Annotated in this window: 14 protein-coding genes; 10 read left to right on the forward strand and 4 right to left on the reverse strand. The window is 34.1% G+C overall.

Translation table 11 applies throughout. The features are described from left to right. Positions 1–150: 150 nt before the first annotated feature. Both ACHRVX_RS03930 and ACHRVX_RS03935 read left to right on the forward strand, forming a co-directional pair. The gene (locus tag ACHRVX_RS03930; RefSeq protein WP_395329429.1) at positions 151–489 is read left to right on the forward strand and encodes a hypothetical protein; all 339 of its coding nucleotides are present in this window, start codon (positions 151–153) and stop codon (positions 487–489) included. A 425-nt stretch (positions 490–914) separates the two neighbouring features. Further along, positions 915–1,745: a hypothetical protein gene (locus ACHRVX_RS03935; protein ID WP_395329431.1), complete on the forward strand. Its 831-nt coding sequence runs from the start codon at positions 915–917 to the stop codon at positions 1,743–1,745. 282 nt (positions 1,746–2,027) lie between these two features. On the opposite strand, the gene ACHRVX_RS03940 is transcribed toward ACHRVX_RS03935, so the two are convergent. Beyond that, the gene (locus ACHRVX_RS03940; protein ID WP_395329433.1) at positions 2,028–2,288 is read right to left on the reverse strand and encodes a SemiSWEET family sugar transporter; all 261 of its coding nucleotides are present in this window, start codon (positions 2,286–2,288) and stop codon (positions 2,028–2,030) included. Between the two features lie 202 nt (positions 2,289–2,490). Next, complete coding sequence (locus tag ACHRVX_RS03945) at positions 2,491–3,339, reverse strand: SDR family oxidoreductase (RefSeq protein WP_395329435.1); 849 nt, start codon at positions 3,337–3,339, stop codon at positions 2,491–2,493. A 298-nt stretch (positions 3,340–3,637) separates the two neighbouring features. Between ACHRVX_RS03945 and ACHRVX_RS03950 the strand changes: the two genes are divergently transcribed. The 5 genes from ACHRVX_RS03950 to ACHRVX_RS03970 all read left to right on the forward strand — a co-directional run bounded on the left by ACHRVX_RS03950 (position 3,638) and on the right by ACHRVX_RS03970 (position 10,795). Further along, positions 3,638–4,852: a response regulator gene (locus tag ACHRVX_RS03950; protein WP_395329437.1), complete on the forward strand. Its 1,215-nt coding sequence runs from the start codon at positions 3,638–3,640 to the stop codon at positions 4,850–4,852. Between the two features lie 107 nt (positions 4,853–4,959). Beyond that, the gene (locus ACHRVX_RS03955) at positions 4,960–8,532 is read left to right on the forward strand and encodes a response regulator (RefSeq protein ID WP_395329439.1); all 3,573 of its coding nucleotides are present in this window, start codon (positions 4,960–4,962) and stop codon (positions 8,530–8,532) included. Positions 8,533–9,046: 514 nt separating this feature from the next. Then, positions 9,047–9,412, forward strand: a complete 366-nt coding sequence (locus tag ACHRVX_RS03960; RefSeq protein WP_395329441.1) for a response regulator — start codon at positions 9,047–9,049, stop codon at positions 9,410–9,412. A 7-nt stretch (positions 9,413–9,419) separates the two neighbouring features. Continuing rightward, positions 9,420–10,229, forward strand: a complete 810-nt coding sequence (locus ACHRVX_RS03965; protein ID WP_395329443.1) for a CheR family methyltransferase — start codon at positions 9,420–9,422, stop codon at positions 10,227–10,229. Next, positions 10,211–10,795: a chemotaxis protein CheB gene (locus ACHRVX_RS03970; protein WP_395329445.1), complete on the forward strand. Its 585-nt coding sequence runs from the start codon at positions 10,211–10,213 to the stop codon at positions 10,793–10,795. Before ACHRVX_RS03965 ends, ACHRVX_RS03970 begins: the two co-directional genes overlap by 19 nt. Before the next feature lie 3 nt (positions 10,796–10,798). On the opposite strand, the gene ACHRVX_RS03975 is transcribed toward ACHRVX_RS03970, so the two are convergent. Continuing rightward, the gene (locus ACHRVX_RS03975) at positions 10,799–11,572 is read right to left on the reverse strand and encodes a porin family protein (protein ID WP_395329447.1); all 774 of its coding nucleotides are present in this window, start codon (positions 11,570–11,572) and stop codon (positions 10,799–10,801) included. Positions 11,573–11,582: 10 nt separating this feature from the next. Beyond that, positions 11,583–12,704, reverse strand: a complete 1,122-nt coding sequence (locus ACHRVX_RS03980) for a hypothetical protein (RefSeq protein ID WP_395329449.1) — start codon at positions 12,702–12,704, stop codon at positions 11,583–11,585. Positions 12,705–13,434: 730 nt separating this feature from the next. Here ACHRVX_RS03980 and ACHRVX_RS03985 point away from each other — a divergent pair. From ACHRVX_RS03985 to ACHRVX_RS03995, 3 genes are all read left to right on the forward strand, one after another. Continuing rightward, entirely contained in the window at positions 13,435–13,758 is a 324-nt protein-coding gene (locus ACHRVX_RS03985; protein WP_395329451.1) for a DUF6660 family protein, read from the forward strand. A 188-nt stretch (positions 13,759–13,946) separates the two neighbouring features. After that, positions 13,947–17,066 (forward strand): efflux RND transporter permease subunit, encoded by a 3,120-nt coding sequence (locus ACHRVX_RS03990; protein ID WP_395330282.1) that lies wholly within the window; start codon positions 13,947–13,949, stop codon positions 17,064–17,066. 196 nt (positions 17,067–17,262) lie between these two features. After that, the gene (locus ACHRVX_RS03995; protein WP_395329453.1) at positions 17,263–18,546 is read left to right on the forward strand and encodes a TolC family protein; all 1,284 of its coding nucleotides are present in this window, start codon (positions 17,263–17,265) and stop codon (positions 18,544–18,546) included.

Below are 18,546 nucleotides of genomic sequence, written 5' to 3' on the forward strand. Positions count from 1 at the left end.
GAGAAGTTTAAAATTAGTAAAATAAAAAACATCTCATTTGGTTTTTTTTGAATGAGGTAATTTTATAATCTATTGAGTTAATTATATCTGTTTTGATTGATGAAATTTGAATTACTAACTGATTTGAGAAAATCATAAACTCAGGAAATCATGAAAAAAGAACAAAAACACGAAACCGACTATATAAAAAAGTACCAGGACCAAGGATATATGACCAATTATTTATTTCAGGATGGATGTTTGATCGATTCAGAATCTAAATATGCGTACAAACCTGATGAAATTTTTATTGTAGCGCATCATAGATATGAAGGAATGAGTGATCCTGATGATATGTCGATCTTGTATGTAATTGAAACAAAAGACCAGAAAAAAGGAACTCATTTAATAGGATATGGTCCAACGGCGGATCTTGAAGAAGCTGAATTTTTCAAGGATATTCCAGAAGAGAATTATTCAACAAATGCCGATGTTAGTGAACTTACATAAAGAAAAATAGATTAGTATTTTTTTTATTTTGCTGGGGAGCAGTTGTTTCAGATTTATCTGGAGCAGCTGCTTTTTTTTTTGAAGGTACTGAGTTACTTAGGTTCTAAGTTTTTTTATAAAGGTTCAAAGTTTAGCAGGTTCAAAGTTTCAAAGGTTAATAGGGTTCACAGGCTCACAGGTGCAAATATATAAAGATATAAAAGGTTCAAGAGCATTAAGCCGTGAAGACCAGCTTTATCCGTAAAATCCGTGGGCTAAGGTATTATTAAAATATGCGTGCTTTTAATTATGAAATATCTTACTGAAATTGTATAAAGGTTTGATTAGTAATATGTATGAAATTTGAATTATCAAAATAAGATAAAAAACCAAATTTATATTTTGTACAATAACAAGTACAAATCAGTGTATTAAAACCAGCCATTATGAAAAAACTATACTTAAACACAGGCGGATTCAACGCCATTTTTAACGATCTTAAAGAAAGTTTTGATGGTAAATTGACCACCACTAAAAATGAATACAACCTGACATTCAAGTCAAAATGGGCAAAAGGAACTATTAGCGGGGTTTGCCTTGATAATAATATGTCACATATGTATTTTGACTTTGTTTTAAATCAGGATGTATCTATAAGTATGGAATCTTTTCAGGCTTCTCCAATACTTTTTGCTTATTGTGAAAGTGGAAAATTAGCGCATAGTTTTGGTGCAAATGGCGACAAAAAAATCATTAAAGAAAATCAAACTGGTATTTTAAGCAACACATCAGTTATAAATAGTGTTTTGTATTTTGAAAGTCATAAACACATTCAATTCTCTTTAATAGGAGTGCCAACAATGGCATTTGCTGAAGAGGAAAATTTAGAAATCATTTCTCAATTAAAGAAAAGATTCAGCAACGAAAACGGAAACTATATTTATGTAGGATCTGAAAATGTAAAAATTACGAGTAAATGGCAGGAACTTAAAAAAGTTCCGCAAAAAGGAGTTGTTAAAAACCTGCTTAAAAAAGTAATTTTAAAAGAAATTATAGAGATGGAGATTGCGCAGCATAGTTATAATTACATCAAAACATTTGATCCAATTGTAAATATGGCCACCAAACAAATTAATGAAATCAAAAGAATTTCACACATGAATATTTCTGAGGTAATTAGTGCTGCAGGATTAGTAAGTCGTAATTATCTGCCGCGTATTTTTAAAGAAAAACACCTTTTATCCTATAAGCCATACAATCAAAAACTAGCTAGCTAATAAGCAACACATACTTCTTCCTACACGAAAAAACAGCTTTTGACGAGCTGTTTTTTTATTTTATAGAATTGCCAGGAAATGAGAATGGCACACGGATGACACGGATTCGCTAAAGCGAAAACACGGATTTAAAACGGATTTTTACTCTGATTTGTTCGTCCTGAGCGAAGCGAAGTCGAATGAAACAAAGTTTTATCACAATCTTGTCATGCCGAGGAACGAGGTATCACAAAAGAGAGAACTCTGAATCTTAAAACCTTAGAACCTCAGCAACTTAGATTTTCACTCTTTCTCATAATAAATAAGGAAATAAACCATAATTAGATTCAGGCAAAAAGAAACGCTATTCGTAATTATTATAGGTAAATCATTTTTGATAATGCCGTAAATAATCCAAATTAATAGACCAAAAGTCAGAATACCAAAGGTTTTAAGCGAAATTTGCTTCACTTTTTTGGTTTTCCAAACTTTTAAAATCTGCGGAATGACTGATATTGTAACACAGGTTCCCGCAAAGAGTCCGACAACATCTATTAAATTCATTGTTTTTTTGTTTGTTTAAGTTTCTAAGTTACTAAGTGGCTGAGTTGCTAAGTTTTTTTAAGCTCATGCAAATAAAAGTTTTTTGACTTCTCGTCTTAACTAGATTTGATGAATACCCAATTCTTCAAAACCTGTGAACCTGTGAACTTTTATTGCTTTGAGCCTTTGAACCTTTGATCCTTTGAACCTATATTTAAAAAACTTATCCACCAACCAATTCACCTCCATTAATATGAATAAATTGTCCGGTGATATAACTGCTGTCTTCGCAGGCAAGGAACACATACGCAGGTCCCACTTCTGAGGGTTGACCGGCTCTTTCCATAGGATTATCTTTCCCAAAATCAGATAATTTATCAAAACTTGCCACAATAAGCGGTGTCCAGATTGGTCCTGGCGCAACACCATTTACCCGAATTTTCTTTTTGGCAAGCATCGTCGATAAAGATCTGGTAAAACTAACAATCGCTCCTTTTGTACTTGAGTAATCTGCGAGATGTTCACTTCCGCGATAAGCAGTTACTGAACTTGTATTGATAATTGAATCGCCTTCCTGCAGAAACGGAAGAGCGGCTTTTGAAATATAAAAATAAGGATATATATTCGTTTCAAAAGTTTTATGAAGTTGGGCTGATGTGATATCTTCCAGTTCAGTTTGAGGAAATTGCACCGCAGCATTATTCACCACAATATTTAGTTTTTTAAAATGAGTGTGGCATTTTTTTACCGCGCTTTTGCAGAACTTTTCTTCCTTCAAATCTCCGCTGATAATCAAACATTGTCGGCCTTCTTTCTCAACAAGTTCCTGTGTTATTAAAGCGTCTTTGTCTTCTTTTAAATATACAATGGCAATATCAGCGCCTTCTCTGGCAAAATGTACAGCAACACTTCGTCCAATTCCGCTGTCGCCACCCGTTATAAAAGCTACTTTTCCCAGCAGTTTTCCGCTTCCGGCGTAATTATCTCTTATAATTTCCGGTTCCGGATTCATTTGATGTTCATTACCAGGCAGGTTCTGTTTTTGTTCAGGAAATGTTTTAGGTTTTTTCATAACATTATTTTTTAATCAATTGACATAAGTTTAAAGTTAATTACTATTTAAAACACATATTAACCGTAAGAAATTTAAGATTATCTCAAAAAGTACGGTTGTTAAATTTCAATGTCAAACATGGGAATTATGTAACGATTTTTTTTTTGTGTAAAAGACGTTTCTGCTTTTTTTTTATAAATTTGAAGGTTTGAGTGACGCTATTTAAAGCATTATCAGATGTGATAAATAACGTTTTTCAAAGATTTTCAAACTAAAAACAAATTTCAATTCATAAAACTTTACTCCCCAACCCAGTATGGTATTAATCGTTGACGATATAAAGGCAAATATCATTGCCTTGAAGAAAACATTAGAGCTACATGACATCGATGTAGATACTGCAGAGTCTGGTGAAGAAGCCCTCAAGAAAATTTTAAAAACAGATTATTGTCTGATCATTATGGATGTTCAGATGCCGGGACTTGATGGTTTTGAAGTAGTCAAAATTCTTTCGGGCAATAAACGTACAAAGGACATTCCTGTTATATTTCTATCGGCACTAAATATCGAGAAAAAATATATTTTTAAAGGGTATGAAACCGGAGCTGTCGAATACATTACAAAACCTGTCGACAGTGATTTGCTGATTTTAAAAGTAAAAACTTTCCTTAAAATTTACGATCAGCAAAGAGAATTAAAAGGTATAAAGGAATTACTCTCAAAAGAAATTATTATACGAAAAGAAGCTCAGGATAATCTCGAAATTAAAATCGCTGAAAGAACCAAAGAACTGGTTTTGAAAAACGAAGAATTAGAGATGAAAAATCACGAACTGCAACAATTTTCCTGGGTAGTTTCGCACGATTTAAATGAACCAATCCGTAAAATCCAGATCTTTATAAAAATCATCAAAGAACTTTATCTTGCTGATGACGCAAAAGCCGTTGATTATGTAGATCGTACGATTAAATCAGCGGAAAGAATGCAGACTTTAATTACCGATTTACTAGCGTATTCAAGATTATCATCACAAGTAAAACCAGAAGTTACAGACTTAAATGAGGTTTTACAGGAAGTTCTTTCGGATTTTGATTATCTGATTGAACGAAAAAATGCTACCATAAAAACCAGCGAACTTCCTACGATAGACAGTATTCCGAGTCAGTTGAGACAGGTTTTTCAAAATTTGATTGGAAACGCCCTGAAATTCTCCAGAACTTCTCAAAATCCGTTAATCGAAATTACATCTGAATTAATTGCCGATAAATCTTTTGATAGTCCGGTTTCCTCCGAAGGGAAATTTTGCCGAATTACGGTAAAAGATAACGGAATTGGTTTTGAAGAAATTTACCTCGATCGCATTTTTATTATTTTCCAAAGTTTAAACGATCGCCAGTCTTATGAAGGAACTGGAATTGGATTAGCAATTGCCAAAAAAATCATCGAAAAACATAACGGATTAATCACCGCAAAAAGTAAGTTAGGCGAGGGCGCAAGTTTTATTATCATCCTTCCTTTAAAATATGAATAAACAATATGTGCCATTTAAGAAATTTTAAAAATCCTTTTAAATCTTATTTTGGTAAAAAAAAAATAAAAACCCCAAAAGCAACCTATAATTAAATTCACAATTGGCAAATGAAGAGTAATAATTTTAAAAGAAATTTATTAATAAGTTCGATGGTTTCGTTACTGGTTTTGATGATCAGTTCTACCGCTTCGTATCTTAGTATTAAAAGCTTATTAAATAGTAATTTCTGGGTAAATCACACTCAGGAAGTAATTTATAACCTAAACGAAGGTTCGGCAATAATCACTGAAGCGCAAACCAGTATGCGCGGTTACCTAATTACCGGCGAGGAACAATTTGTAAGCAGGTATAATGATGCAGAAATAAGATCTAATGCTTATTTTGAAAAAGTAACTGAACTAACAATTGACAATCCTTCGCAACAGGCTCAGTTAAAAGAATTAAAAACGCAGCGCATCAATTTTTTTAAATACCTGAACAATCAAATCGTAAAAAAGAGATTAGGTAAAAATTCAGTCACATTTGACCTTAATGAAGGAAGAAATATGATGAACGATCTGCGCGCTCAGATCAAGACAGTTGAAAGTACAGAGCAAAATCTTTTAAAGGAACGTAACGAAAACTCAGAACGTTACGGAACGTATAGTATTGTTTTGATTGTTGTTGCTTTTATTATTGCCTTTGTGATTTCGATTGTATTTTTAATCAGAATTTTAAAAGATTTTAACGAACGCAGCTTGCTTCAGAGTGAATTAATCAGAAAAGATAGAGAAACTGCAGACAGAATTGTAGCCATAAGCACAATTGCCAGTAATATTTCAAGCGGAAATTATGATATTCGTGTTGATGATAACCAGGCAGATGCCCTTGGTAGTGTGGGAGAATCGCTGAATAATATGGGAGTTTCCCTAAAATCATCTTTTGATTTATTATCGCAAAAAGAGTGGCTTCAAACCGGTATTGCGAGTCTTAATAATGTAATGTTAGGGGATAAAACACTGCAAAAATTATCAAAAGATGTTATTGAATTTGTATGCCAATATACCAATAGCAGCGCTGGAGTTTTATATGTTTTAGAAGAAGGTGAACTTTTTGTTTCCGGCGGATACAGTTATATCCCAAGTAAAAATAGGGAGCGAATTCAAAAAGGCGAGGGACTAATAGGACAATCCATTGTTTCAGGCAAAATTTTGGAATTAAAGACGTTATCTCCCGATGATATTCATATTAATTATGCTTTGGGCGAAATTAAACCAACTCATATTGTAGCAGTTCCTTTATTAGATACCAGAACTGAAGGTGCGATTGAACTGGCAAGTATTTATGGATTTTCAGACTTACATTTAGAGTTTTTAAAAGCTGTTGCAAACAACATTGGAATCGCAATAAAATCGACTCAAAACAGAAAACGAGTAATGGAATTGCTGGAAGAAACCAAATCTCAATCTGAAGAGCTTCAGGTACAGCACAGTGAATTAGAAGCGATTAATGCGGAGTTAGAAGCACAAACAGAAAAACTTCAGGCATCTGAGGAAGAACTTCGTGTACAACAGGAAGAGCTGGAACAAACCAATGAAGAATTATCAGAAAGAAGTGTTTTACTGGAAGAAAAAAACACTGAAATCCAGAAAAAATCAGAAGCTTTAGAACTTACAACACGTTATAAATCAGAATTCCTGGCGAATATGTCGCACGAATTAAGAACACCTTTAAATTCGATTTTACTTTTAAGCCGCTTGTTATCCGAAAACAATAACAAAAGCATGGTCGAGGAAGAAATTGAGTTTGCAAAAGTGATTCAGAGTTCCGGAAACAGCTTACTTGGATTGATTGATGAAATTCTTGATTTATCTAAAATTGAAGCCGGTAAAATGGAACTTGAGTTTTTAGATGTTTCTACAAAAGAAATTACAGATACTTTATGGAATTTATTCAATCAGGTAGCAAAAGAAAAAGGAATTAAATTAGAAATTATTTCTAAGGACGCGCCAATTGTCATTAAAACTGACAAAATGCGTTTAGAGCAAATTTTGAAAAACCTAATTTCGAATGCTATCAAATTCACCGAGAAAGGAACTGTTAGTGTAGAAATTAAAATCAATACAGATGATGATAAAATCATTTGCTTTATTGTAAAAGATACCGGAATTGGAATTCCGTTAGGAAAACAACCTCTAATTTTCGAAGCTTTTCAACAAGCTGATGGTTCTACCAAACGTAAATACGGAGGAACAGGTTTAGGATTATCCATAAGCCGTGAATTAGCAAAATTACTTCGAGGAGAAATTATATTGCACAGTACAGAAAATGTGGGAAGTACATTTACCTTATGTTTACCCGTTTTTGGATCTGCAATTCATAAAATTAATGTCGAAAAAATTTCTCCAACAGAGTTTACCGAAGTAGAAGAAGAAAAACCAGAACCGGTAAAGAACAAATATTTAAGTGCCAGTATTCCGGATGAGATTGAAGATGACAGAGATTCAATTCTCCCGGGCGATAAAGTAATATTAATTGTTGAGGATGATATTAATTTTGCAAAATCACTTTTGGCATTTACCCGTCAAAAAGGATATAAAGGAGTCGTTTCCGTTCGTGGCGATTATGCTTTAAACTTTACATTGATTTATAAACCGGTTGGTGTTTTATTAGACATTGAATTACCAATAAAAAGTGGTTGGGAAGTACTTGAAGAATTAAAAAATCATTCACAGACTAAACATATTCCGGTTCATATTATGTCATCGCACAAATTAAAACAAGAAAGTTTATTAAAAGGAGCAGTAGATTTCTTAGATAAACCAGTGGCATTTGATAAAATTCCGGATGTGTTTTTACGAATTGAACACATCATTAATAAAGAAGCTCAAAAAGTTTTAATTATAGAGGATAACCCGAAACACGCCAAAGCATTATCTTATTTTCTGGAAACCTATAATATCAATTCTGAGATAAAAAGCGAAGTTTCGCAAGGATTAGAAGCTTTGAATAAAACAGAAATAGATTGCGTAATCCTGGATATGGGAATTCCGGACAAACATGCTTATGAAATTTTAGACGGAGTTAAAAAAAGACCTGGATTAGAAAATATTCCTGTGATTGTATTTACAGGGAAAAGTTTATCCATGAAAGAAGAAGTGAAAATTAAAAAATACGCCGATTCGATTATTGTAAAAACAGCACATTCATACCAAAGAATGCTGGATGAAGTGTCGCTTTTCCTTCATCTAGTAGAAGATAAAAAAGACGGAACAGACAAAAAAGAAAGCCATAAAAAACTAAATTTATTAAATAATATTCTTCACGAGAAGAAAGTATTAATTGTAGATGACGATGTTCGTAATATTTATTCATTGACAAAAGCTTTAGAGGTTTTTAAAATGAATGTAATTACAGCTTTTGACGGAAAAGAAGCCATCAAGATTTTAGAGGAACATCCTGATACTGACATCGTTTTATTAGACATGATGATGCCAAATATGGATGGCTACGAAACGGCCGAAAAAATACGTTCGATTTCTAAATTCATTAATTTACCCCTGATTGCCGTAACAGCAAAAGCAATGACGGGCGACAGAGAAAAATGCATCAAAGCCGGAGCTTCAGATTATATCACAAAGCCGGTTGATATCGATCAGCTGCTTTCGTTATTGCGCGTTTGGTTGTACGATAAGTTATAAAGAAAAAAGTTAGCCACGAATTACCCGAATTTACACGAATCAATTTAAAATTTGTGCTAATTTGTGAAATTTGCGGTAAAAAAAGTTTCATCTGCAGCAACAGAAAAAGAAAAAAGTTAGCCACGAATTACCCGAATTTTCACGAATCAATTTTTAAAAATTTGTGCTAATTTGTGAAATTTGTGGTAAAAAAGAACAGAAAAATCAACAGGTTAGTTATAAAAAATCATTTTAATCTGTGAAATCTGTGGCGAAAAAACAGTCAAAAATTACCCCAATTACACGAATCAATTTTTAAAAATTTGTGCTAATTTGTGAAATTTGTGGCAAAAAAAGTTTTCATATGCAGCAACAGAAAAGAAAAAAGTTAGCCACGAATTACCCGAATTTACACAAATCATTTTTTTTAAAATTTGTGGCAAAAAAAAGAGAATAGTTAACAGATTAAAATCATTTATAATCTGTGGCAAAAAAAATAAAAACAAAACAAACTTAATTTTAAAAAGTGGACGAAATGAATAAAAAAAGACTCTTAATTATCGATGATGATTCTAGAAATATTTTTGCTTTAGAACACACTTTACGTGCCAAATCATTTGATTGCTTGTCTTGTTTAAGTGCTGAAGAAGCTTTGAGAATATTAAGTACAGATGAAAACATCGATGCCGTTTTAATCGATATGATGATGCCCGAAATGGATGGATACGACGCGATTCCGTTAATAAAAGCACTTCCTAACCGCAGATCGACTTTTGTTGTCGCAGTAACAGCGCAAGCTATGATTGGAGATAAAGAAAAATGTCTTGACGCAGGAGCAGATGATTATATATCAAAGCCTGTAGATGTAGATAAATTACTGCTTATACTAAGCAAAATTTGAATGAATTATGATTGAGGATATCGAATTAGAAACACTCATAAATGATGTTTATGAATATTATGGTTTTGACTTTAGCTGCTATTCCAGAGCTTCGTTAAAGAGACGTGTAAACAGAGTATTTCATTTAGATGGATTTACCCATTTTCATGAATTTCTGTCAAAAGTCAGATATGATCCGGAATACTATAAAAGAATGGTCGACGAAATCACGGTAAATGTAACCGAAATGTTTCGCGATCCGGCTTTTTATTCTGTAGTAAGAAACGAAATTTTACCATTATTAGGTACCAAACCCTTTATAAGATTATGGCACGCAGGTTGTTCTACAGGCGAAGAAGTCTATTCAATGGCAATTATGCTAAAAGAAGCAGGTTTGCTGCATAAATCCCTAATTTATGCCACAGATATAAATGCAACCGTACTTGAAACAGCCAAAAAAGGAATTTTCCCTTTACGAATGATGAAAGAATACTCAGAAAACTATCGTACTTCTGGAGGTCAGGAAGACTTTTCCAGTTATTATATTGCCAATTACGGCATTGCGAAGTTCAATGAGGAACTTGCCGAAAAAATGGTGTTTTCACAACATAATTTAGTTTCAGATACATCATTCAATGAATTTGATTTAATATTATGTCGTAACGTTTTAATTTATTTTGATAATGATCTTCAAAAAAGAGTCATTAATTTATTTGATGAAAGTTTAGCCGTTTTAGGTTTCTTAGCTTTAGGAACAAAAGAAACAATAAAATATTCTATTCCTATGAGCAAGTACAAACAGTTGGATAAGGAAAAAATATGGAGGAAGATAAAATAATATCAGGCTGTAAAGTAGTAATTATAGGAGGATCTGCCGGAAGCTTAAATGCCTTAATGCAAATCCTGCCCGAGTTACCGGACTTAAACGGTTTTGCAATAGTAATCGTGGTACATCGCAAAAGTACTGATGATCAGACTTTAGAAGATCTTATCTCCTTGAAGTCCAGTATTCCATTTAAGATAATTGAAGACAAAGTGCCGCTTGTACCAGGATTTGTATATGTTGCGCCATCAAATTATCATTTACTTTTTGAAAAAAACAAAACACTTTCATTAGACATCTCAGAGAAAATTAATTACAGTCGTCCAAGTATTGATGTTTCCTTTGAATCAGCAGCTGAAATCTACGGAAATTCGTTAGTAGGAATATTATTGTCCGGCTCAAATTCTGATGGAACCCAGGGTTTAAAAGCCATTAAAGCCGCCGGAGGAACAATTGCAGTTCAAAATCCGCTTTCTGCCGATATGCCTTTTATGCCCAACAATGCGATTCTATATACCAATCCGGATTTTGTTTTAAATATCAACGAAATCCTTAGATTCATTATTTCGATAAACAGTTAAGGTTTAATTGGTTTTTTTAGGCGCTTCGTCCTCAGGAAGCACAATTTTGTTTAATTCCTTTTCTTCTTCAGTCCTTCTTTGAGCTGCTTTTCCTTTCCCAATAGGGATTCCCGCCGTAAGATATAAAGATCTGTTGTACACATTAGGACCGTCGCCTTTCATCACAGGAACCAGTCCGTAATAATATTGAAGCGTTATGTTTAAGCCGTTTCCAACATTCATATGATAACCGGCGCCAAGAGCAACTCCGGCATCAATAACACGAATTTGATCACGGATATTTTTTTTATAAACGACATCATCTTTATTCACTTCCCTCGTAAATTCATCAAAAGCCTTCGCCAATAATCCAAACTGAGGACCGGTTTTGAGATACATATTATTCTTAAACTGATATTTAATCAAAATAGGAACATTAAAATACCTTATTTCACGATTTACACTTCCTCCGGCAAAAGCATTGTCCAGAGTTTCATCATTCAATGAGTACACCGGAATTCCGTGTGCACCCATAGGTGATTTTACAATCACTCCTGTATTAATCATCCATGAAGGATTTTTTTTGGATCTGATGTCAAAATAAAAACCCAGATTAAAACCCAAATTAGTTCCTGAACTATCCAGATCAGAAATAGTAGATAAATTCACGCCGCCATCTAAACCAAATTCAAGAAAAGGCGAATTCAATTTATCTCCAAAAATTAAGGAAATTAAAACTTGAGAGCGTGCCGGAGCGATACAAAACAATGCGATAAGTAATAATAAACCTTTTTTCATATAATTGGGTTTAAAGACCAAAACGATATTGAAGACCTGCTAAAAATTGCGTACGTGTTCCTAAAAATCCGGCTTCGACCCTAAACATATAATGTTTACTATATTGAAACTGAGATCCTACAATAAAGTTCCACATATCTTTAGGCGCTTTTTGCAATGAATATTGCACCGTTGATGATCCTGCTGTACTCAAAGCCCCGTCCATAGTTGCTAAAAAATTACCTGCCGAAGTTAATGCTCTGTTGGCAGTATTATGTTTCGCAATATTTGCCGGATTATTCTGTTGAACAGGCGTTAATCCGTCCCACCAGCTATCGACTTTTGTCTGGTTTTCGGCTACTTTATTCAAACCGGTATCTACTTTTTCCTGAGCGTTATCTAAATTGAGTACATCAGATAAAGCTATAGTGCCCTTCGTATTTCCTTCAATGTGAACCCTGAAACCACCCACCCAAACAGCAATATTCCTGTCCGGTTTAGGAAGCTTAAAAGTTTTACCTAATCTTGGACCAAAAATATAGGAGAAAGCAGGTTTGTCAAGCGCATCAACATCACTCCAGGACATATTCATGTCAAGTGCCAGCCATCCGCCGCCAATACCAATTGTAGGTGTCAATCCTAACCCAAATGTAGTAGCATCAAAATTAGCTTTTGTACTAAAACTGGCAATTTGTGACCAGTTATTATCCCCGTCAGGAATCCAGATTCCTGCATTAATTTTAGTGGTGGGTTTCGATTTTCCAAAAATTCCGTAAACATTTAAAAACGGAAGCAGCCAAATATCAGGTCGGATTGTAATTGCACCAACTTCTACAGATGATTTATCAAAACGAACAATTTCATCCAGATTATACAAAGGACCGTTATTAAAGCCAACTTGTAAATTAGTAATGTTAATTTCAGAATCCTGCCAGAAATAATTTACCGAAAGTCCTGCAGAATACGGTAATTTATATCCTTTTTGAGCGACTTTTTCTCCCCAAATAGGTAACGCGTAAGGATATTTTTCGACTTTTAGGCTGTCTTTTAATTCCTGATTTTTTTCTCCTACAATTTTTTCGGTGTAAACCTGACCAAAAATCTGTATGCTAAAAAATAATAAAGAGGCGGATATTAGTGTATTACATTTCATTGATTTTCGTGTTTATAATTGTTAAAAAATAGAACTGCGTAAAATATTTATGTAGTAATGAATTCTAAAGGGAAATCTGCGTATCTTTTTGTATTGTAGTATGATAGGAATTTTGTCTTAAAAAATAGAAACAGTTTTTATATGTTAATTATTGTTAAAGTTAAATAAATTTTCTTACTATTTATAATATTTTTTAAGAAATTGATATTTTGTGTAAAAAATATTTTCGTGGGATTTTTAATATAATAATTAGATCGATGTAATGAATCAATTCTGAATTTTTATAGTAATAATTTTTAAAGCCATAAGAGATCTGATATCCCATTCCGCTGGGATTTTGTTCACGCCTATAAAAATATAAAAGCCTACAGTTTGTGCCGTTAGGTACTAAATATTGGTAATTAAAATGAATCCGAATAAATCTAGCGTGCCGTAGGTACGCAATAGTTATCATTTTGTTGCGTACCTACGGCACACCAATGTATTTATAATCTATATTTTATCTACCGATATTTAGTGCCTAATGGCACATTTCAACTCTGGGTTATTATTTTAATTATTAAAACACTACGGCACACCAATGTATTTATAATCTATATTTATCTACCGATATTATTTAATTACCAAAAAAACTTAATTTCACATTGTCTGTCGTGATTAAATGGGTTTTCATAAATATCATTTTCAATTATTTAGATTTTATAAAAGAATTATATAGTACTTTTGTAAGGTGAAATGGATAACAATTATATTATCAATTTATTTAATGGCGCTTTCCAATATGCCTTGTGCAGATATGGAGATTGATAGTGCCGTTCACAAAACTGCACAATTTTCGTCAGAGGCAAATCATACACATGATAAGGACAACGATATGTGTTCACCGTTTTGTGCCTGTAATTGTTGCGGAGCACAGGTTTTAAGCTATCAAAATTCTTTAAGTTTTGATTTTCCTGTAGCATATTCCATTATTTCAATCCCATTACCCAATTATAATTCCGTTTTTGCTTCCAATTTCTACGGAAGCATCTGGCAGCCGCCACAAATAGCATAGTGATGCCCTTCCTAAAGATCATTTTTCTTTTACCACAAAGTTCACCAGATTTTTTTCGCACAAGAAAATAAGCTATCGAACTGTAATTGAAGTGATTTCAAAGGAATACGGGTTAGAGAATTGTGGATTTTCCACAGTATTTGACAGACAAACTCTTGTCTGATTTCTCACATCATTATACCATTAAAATGTTAGATAAAATCATACAGTTCAGTATAAAGAATAAGTTCGTTATACTACTATTTACCCTTGTATTAATAGCTTGGGGAAGCTATTCGCTCAAACAATTGCCACTTGATGCGTTACCGGATATAACCAATAATCAGGTACAGATTATCACATCAGCACCCACACTGGCAAGTCAGGAAGTCGAGCAATTAATTACATATCCGCTGGAACAAGCCGTTAAAACAGTTCCTGATATTATTGAACTTCGCAGTATTTCACGTTTCGGATTATCCGTTGTTACCGTTGTTTTCGAGGACGATGTTGATATTTACTGGGCAAGAGAACAAATATTTCAACGCTTAAAAAAAGCTGAGGAAAATATTCCCGCCTATGCCGGTTCGCCCGAATTAGCGCCCATTACAACAGGTTTAGGAGAAATTTACCAATATGATGTTTATGCCAAAAAAGGCTATGAAAACAAATACGATGCGGTAAAGTTAAGAACCATTCAGGATTGGATTATAATTCCGCAATTGCAAGGTGTTAAAGGAGTTGCAGATGTAAGTACCTGGGGCGGAAAACTAAAACAATATGAAATCGCCGTAAATCCCAATACATTAAACAGTCTTGGAGTTACAATTACTGAGATTTTTGATGCTTTAGAAAAAAACAACCAAAATACAGGTGGCGCGTATATCGAAAAAGATCAGTTGGCGTATTTTATTCGTGGTGTCGGAATGGCAAAAGACACCAAAGATTTAGGAAATGTCGTAGTCAAAAACCGAAACGGATCACCAGTTTTAGTGCGTGATGTTGCCGAAGTTCGGGAAGGAGTTGCCTTGCGTTACGGCGCATCAACAAAAGACGGAAAAGGAGAAATCGTTTCCGGAATGGTTTTGATGCTAAAAGGCGAAAACTCAAGCGCAGTAGTTCATAGCGTTAAGGAAAGAATGATCCAGATCAATAAAAGTTTACCCGAAGGCGTTGTTGCCGAAGCTTTTATTGACAGAGGAAAATTAGTCGATAATGCGATGGGAACCGTTACAAAAAACTTACTTGAAGGGGCGCTAATTGTGATTTTTGTGCTGATTTTATTTCTTGGAAATCTGCGTGCGGGTTTAATCGTCGCCTCTGTGATTCCGTTAGCCATGCTTTTTGCCATTATTTTGATGAATGCCTTTGGCGTAAGCGGAAATTTAATGAGTTTAGGCGCAATAGACTTTGGAATTATTGTCGACGGAGCCGTAATTATAGTGGAAGCTACAATGCACCATTTGCAAAAACTCAAACATAATAAGGAATTAACGCAAAGCGAAATGGATGATGAAGTCTACAATTCGGCTTCAAAAATAAGGAATAGTGCCGCCTTTGGAGAAATCATTATTTTGATTGTGTATTTACCCATTCTTGCTTTAGTAGGAACCGAAGGAAAAATGTTCAAACCTATGGCAATGACCGTTGGTTTTGCCGTTGCCGGAGCGTTTGTACTTTCGCTGACTTACGTACCAATGATGATTGCTTTATTTTTATCTAAAAACACAGAACACAAAGAAAATTTCAGTGACAGAATGATGGCTTGGCTAGAGTCTTTTTACACGCCTTTTCTAGAGAAAGCATTACGATTTAAAAAACTTGTTTTAGGCATAGCATTAGGATTATTTGTTCTGGGGATAGTAGTTTTTAATAGTATGGGAGGAGAATTTATCCCAACCATTGAAGAAGGTGATTTGTCTATCAATGCTACAATCATGACTGGAAGTTCGCTTACGCAGATGGTGGAAACCACCACAAAATACGAGCAGATTTTAAAAGCCAAATTTCCTGAAATCAAAACCATCGTAACCAAAATAGGAAGTGGTGAAATCCCAACAGATCCAATGCCTATTGAGAGCGGCGATTTGATAATTGTTTTGAAAGACAAAAAAGAATGGAGCGGAAAATATCACAATTGGGAAGATCTGGCAAATGCAATGAAAGAAGAAATGGAAATAATTCCGGGTGCCAATATTGAGATTTCACAACCAATCCAGATGCGTTTTAACGAATTAATGACCGGAAGCCGAAGCGATATTGCCATTAAAATTTTTGGTGATGATTTAGAAGTACTCGATGCAAAAGCCACAGAATTAATTTCGAAAATAAAAAGCATTGAAGGCATTGGCGATTTAAAAGCCGATAAAGTGACGGGATTACCACAAATTACAATCAAATACGATTATAATAAAATTGCTTTATACGGCTTGAATATTTCTGATATCAATCAGATAATACGATCTTCATTTGCGGGCGAAAGTGCCGGAAAAATTTATGATGAAAGTAAGAGATTTGATGTAGTGGTGAGAATGAATCAGGACAATCGCGGAGATATTACAGATGTGAGCAATTTGTTTATTCCGTTACCAAACGGTCAGCAAGTGCCGCTTTCGCAAGTCGCCACAGTTGATTATGAGCAAGGTCCGGTACAAGTTACGCGTGAAGATGGAAAACGCCGAATCACGATTGGATTAAATGTTCGTGGTCGTGATATTAAAAGCGTGGTAGAGGAAATTCAGCAAAAATTAGATAAAAACTTAAAACTTCCCGCAGGATATTACGTGACTTATGGCGGACAATTTGAGAATTTAATCGAAGCCACAAAACGACTTTCTATAGCATTACCGGTCGCTTTGGGATTAATATTAGTCTTGCTTTATTTCACTTTTAAAAGTTTCAAACAAGCCGGTTTGATTTTTACGGCAATTCCGCTTTCAGCAATTGGGGGCGTTTTTGCGCTCTGGATGCGCGGAATGCCATTTAGTATTTCGGCAGGAATTGGATTTATAGCTTTATTCGGAATCGCGGTTTTAAACGGAATCGTGTTGATATCCTATTTCAATCAACTCAAGACCGAGGGAATTTTAGATCCTTTGCAAAGAGTTTTAATAGGAACCAAAATAAGATTACGTCCTGTTTTAATGACCGCCGCCGTAGCCTCTTTAGGATTTTTGCCAATGGCATTATCAACAAGCGGAGGAGCAGAAGTTCAAAAACCGCTTGCAACCGTTGTTATAGGTGGTTTATTCTCAGCAACATTACTAACGTTGATCGTTTTACCGATTTTGTATTTGCTTTTAGAGAAGAAGTTTAACCGCAAAGAATAATTAGATAATGAGAAAATTTGATAATTAGACAATAATTACTTTGAGCAAAATGATTTTTCTCGCAGATTTTAAAAGATTTAAGCAGATAAACGCAGATTTTTAATCGTACGAAATTTATAAAACTAAATCTGCCTAAATCTGCAAAATCTGCGAGAAACAAAAAAATTATGGCAAAGAAATCAAAACATAGAAAAAAATGAATTCAAAATATAAAATCAACGTAACAGCCTTTGCGAGCTTTGCGAATCATCCTTTGCGAACTTTGCGGTTAAATAAGCTGCTATTGGCAAATAAAACCTTGTGTTTAATAGCGTTCCTATTATTAACCACATTAACATCGGCACAACAAAAGGTAACTTTAGAAAAAGCAATAGAACTTGCCAAATCAAACAACATAGATTTAAAAATTGCCGATAAAGAAATAGAAAAACAGACCGTTCTAAAACAGACCGCATTTCAGCCGGAACCGCTTCAGGTTCAATATCAGGGCGGACAATTTAATAGCGTCGATTTTGACCATAATGTTTCGGTGCAGCAGTTTTTCCCAATAGGAAACATCACAAAAGCCAACCGACAATTGCAGGAAGAACTGGTAAAACTAGCCGAGAAACGAAAAGCATTATCATCTTATGAAATAGAAAAAGCGGTAACATTAGCTTATTATCAATATTTATATGGCGTTTCGATTCAGAAACTGAACTCGGAATTAAATGATATTTATACCAAATTCCTAAAGAATGCAGAGTTGCGTTTTCAAACCGGAGAAAGCGGAAACATTGAGGTTATTAGCGCTAAAGCGAAAGTAAAAGAGATCGAAACGCAAAAAGCTCAATTAGAATATGATTTGGCGATTTATCAAAAACAGCTGCAATTTTTTATTCAGACCGATGAAAATATTATTCCTGATGAAAATACATCGTTACAATATTCCATTTTAAAAGAAGAAGGAAATTTGAATGCAGAAGGTTTATTAACTGATTATTACCAACAGCAAATTTCGGTATATCAAAAAGAAGCGAATACGTATAAAGCTTTGCGAACACCAAAATTAGGATTGGGCTATTTTGCGCAAACTATTAATACCGAATCTTTGTTTCAGGGCTTTACGGCGGGATTACAAATTCCGTTATTTGGTGGTGTCAATACGGCAAAAGCTCAGGCATCGGCAATAAGTATCTCACAATCGCAATTGGCTTTGGATAAAAATAAACTAACGCTCCATCTGCAAAAACAGGAACTGCAAAATAACTTTGCAAAGCAGCAAAAAGCATTGGATTATTATCAGAAAGAAGGTCTGCAATATGCAGATCAGATTATTAACACAGCGCAAAAAAGTTATGCAAATGGCGATATGAGTTATTGGTCGTACATCAGTTTTTTGAATCAGGCAATTGATATTAAAAAGCAATATACAGAGGCAACACATAACTTTAATCAAAGTGCCATCGAACTTCAATTTCCAACTATCAAAAACAATTAG

This window comes from Flavobacterium sp. FlaQc-47 (genome assembly GCF_044006475.1).
Taxonomy (GTDB): domain Bacteria; phylum Bacteroidota; class Bacteroidia; order Flavobacteriales; family Flavobacteriaceae; genus Flavobacterium.

What these genes read in the sequence shown, in the direction of transcription:
- ACHRVX_RS03940 (WP_395329433.1), bottom strand. Translation starts at nt 2,288, where the DNA reads ATGAATTTAATAGATGTTGTCGGACTCTTTGCGGGAACCTGTGTTACA.
- ACHRVX_RS03995 (WP_395329453.1), top strand. Translation starts at nt 17,263, where the DNA reads ATGAATTCAAAATATAAAATCAACGTAACAGCCTTTGCGAGCTTTGCG.
- ACHRVX_RS03980 (WP_395329449.1), bottom strand. Translation starts at nt 12,704, where the DNA reads ATGAAATGTAATACACTAATATCCGCCTCTTTATTATTTTTTAGCATA.
- ACHRVX_RS03965 (WP_395329443.1), top strand. Translation starts at nt 9,420, where the DNA reads ATGATTGAGGATATCGAATTAGAAACACTCATAAATGATGTTTATGAA.
- ACHRVX_RS03935 (WP_395329431.1), top strand. Translation starts at nt 915, where the DNA reads ATGAAAAAACTATACTTAAACACAGGCGGATTCAACGCCATTTTTAAC.
- ACHRVX_RS03970 (WP_395329445.1), top strand. Translation starts at nt 10,211, where the DNA reads ATGGAGGAAGATAAAATAATATCAGGCTGTAAAGTAGTAATTATAGGA.
- ACHRVX_RS03945 (WP_395329435.1), bottom strand. Translation starts at nt 3,339, where the DNA reads ATGAAAAAACCTAAAACATTTCCTGAACAAAAACAGAACCTGCCTGGT.
- ACHRVX_RS03930 (WP_395329429.1), top strand. Translation starts at nt 151, where the DNA reads ATGAAAAAAGAACAAAAACACGAAACCGACTATATAAAAAAGTACCAG.
- ACHRVX_RS03960 (WP_395329441.1), top strand. Translation starts at nt 9,047, where the DNA reads ATGAATAAAAAAAGACTCTTAATTATCGATGATGATTCTAGAAATATT.
- ACHRVX_RS03990 (WP_395330282.1), top strand. Translation starts at nt 13,947, where the DNA reads ATGTTAGATAAAATCATACAGTTCAGTATAAAGAATAAGTTCGTTATA.
- ACHRVX_RS03950 (WP_395329437.1), top strand. Translation starts at nt 3,638, where the DNA reads ATGGTATTAATCGTTGACGATATAAAGGCAAATATCATTGCCTTGAAG.
- ACHRVX_RS03955 (WP_395329439.1), top strand. Translation starts at nt 4,960, where the DNA reads ATGAAGAGTAATAATTTTAAAAGAAATTTATTAATAAGTTCGATGGTT.
- ACHRVX_RS03975 (WP_395329447.1), bottom strand. Translation starts at nt 11,572, where the DNA reads ATGAAAAAAGGTTTATTATTACTTATCGCATTGTTTTGTATCGCTCCG.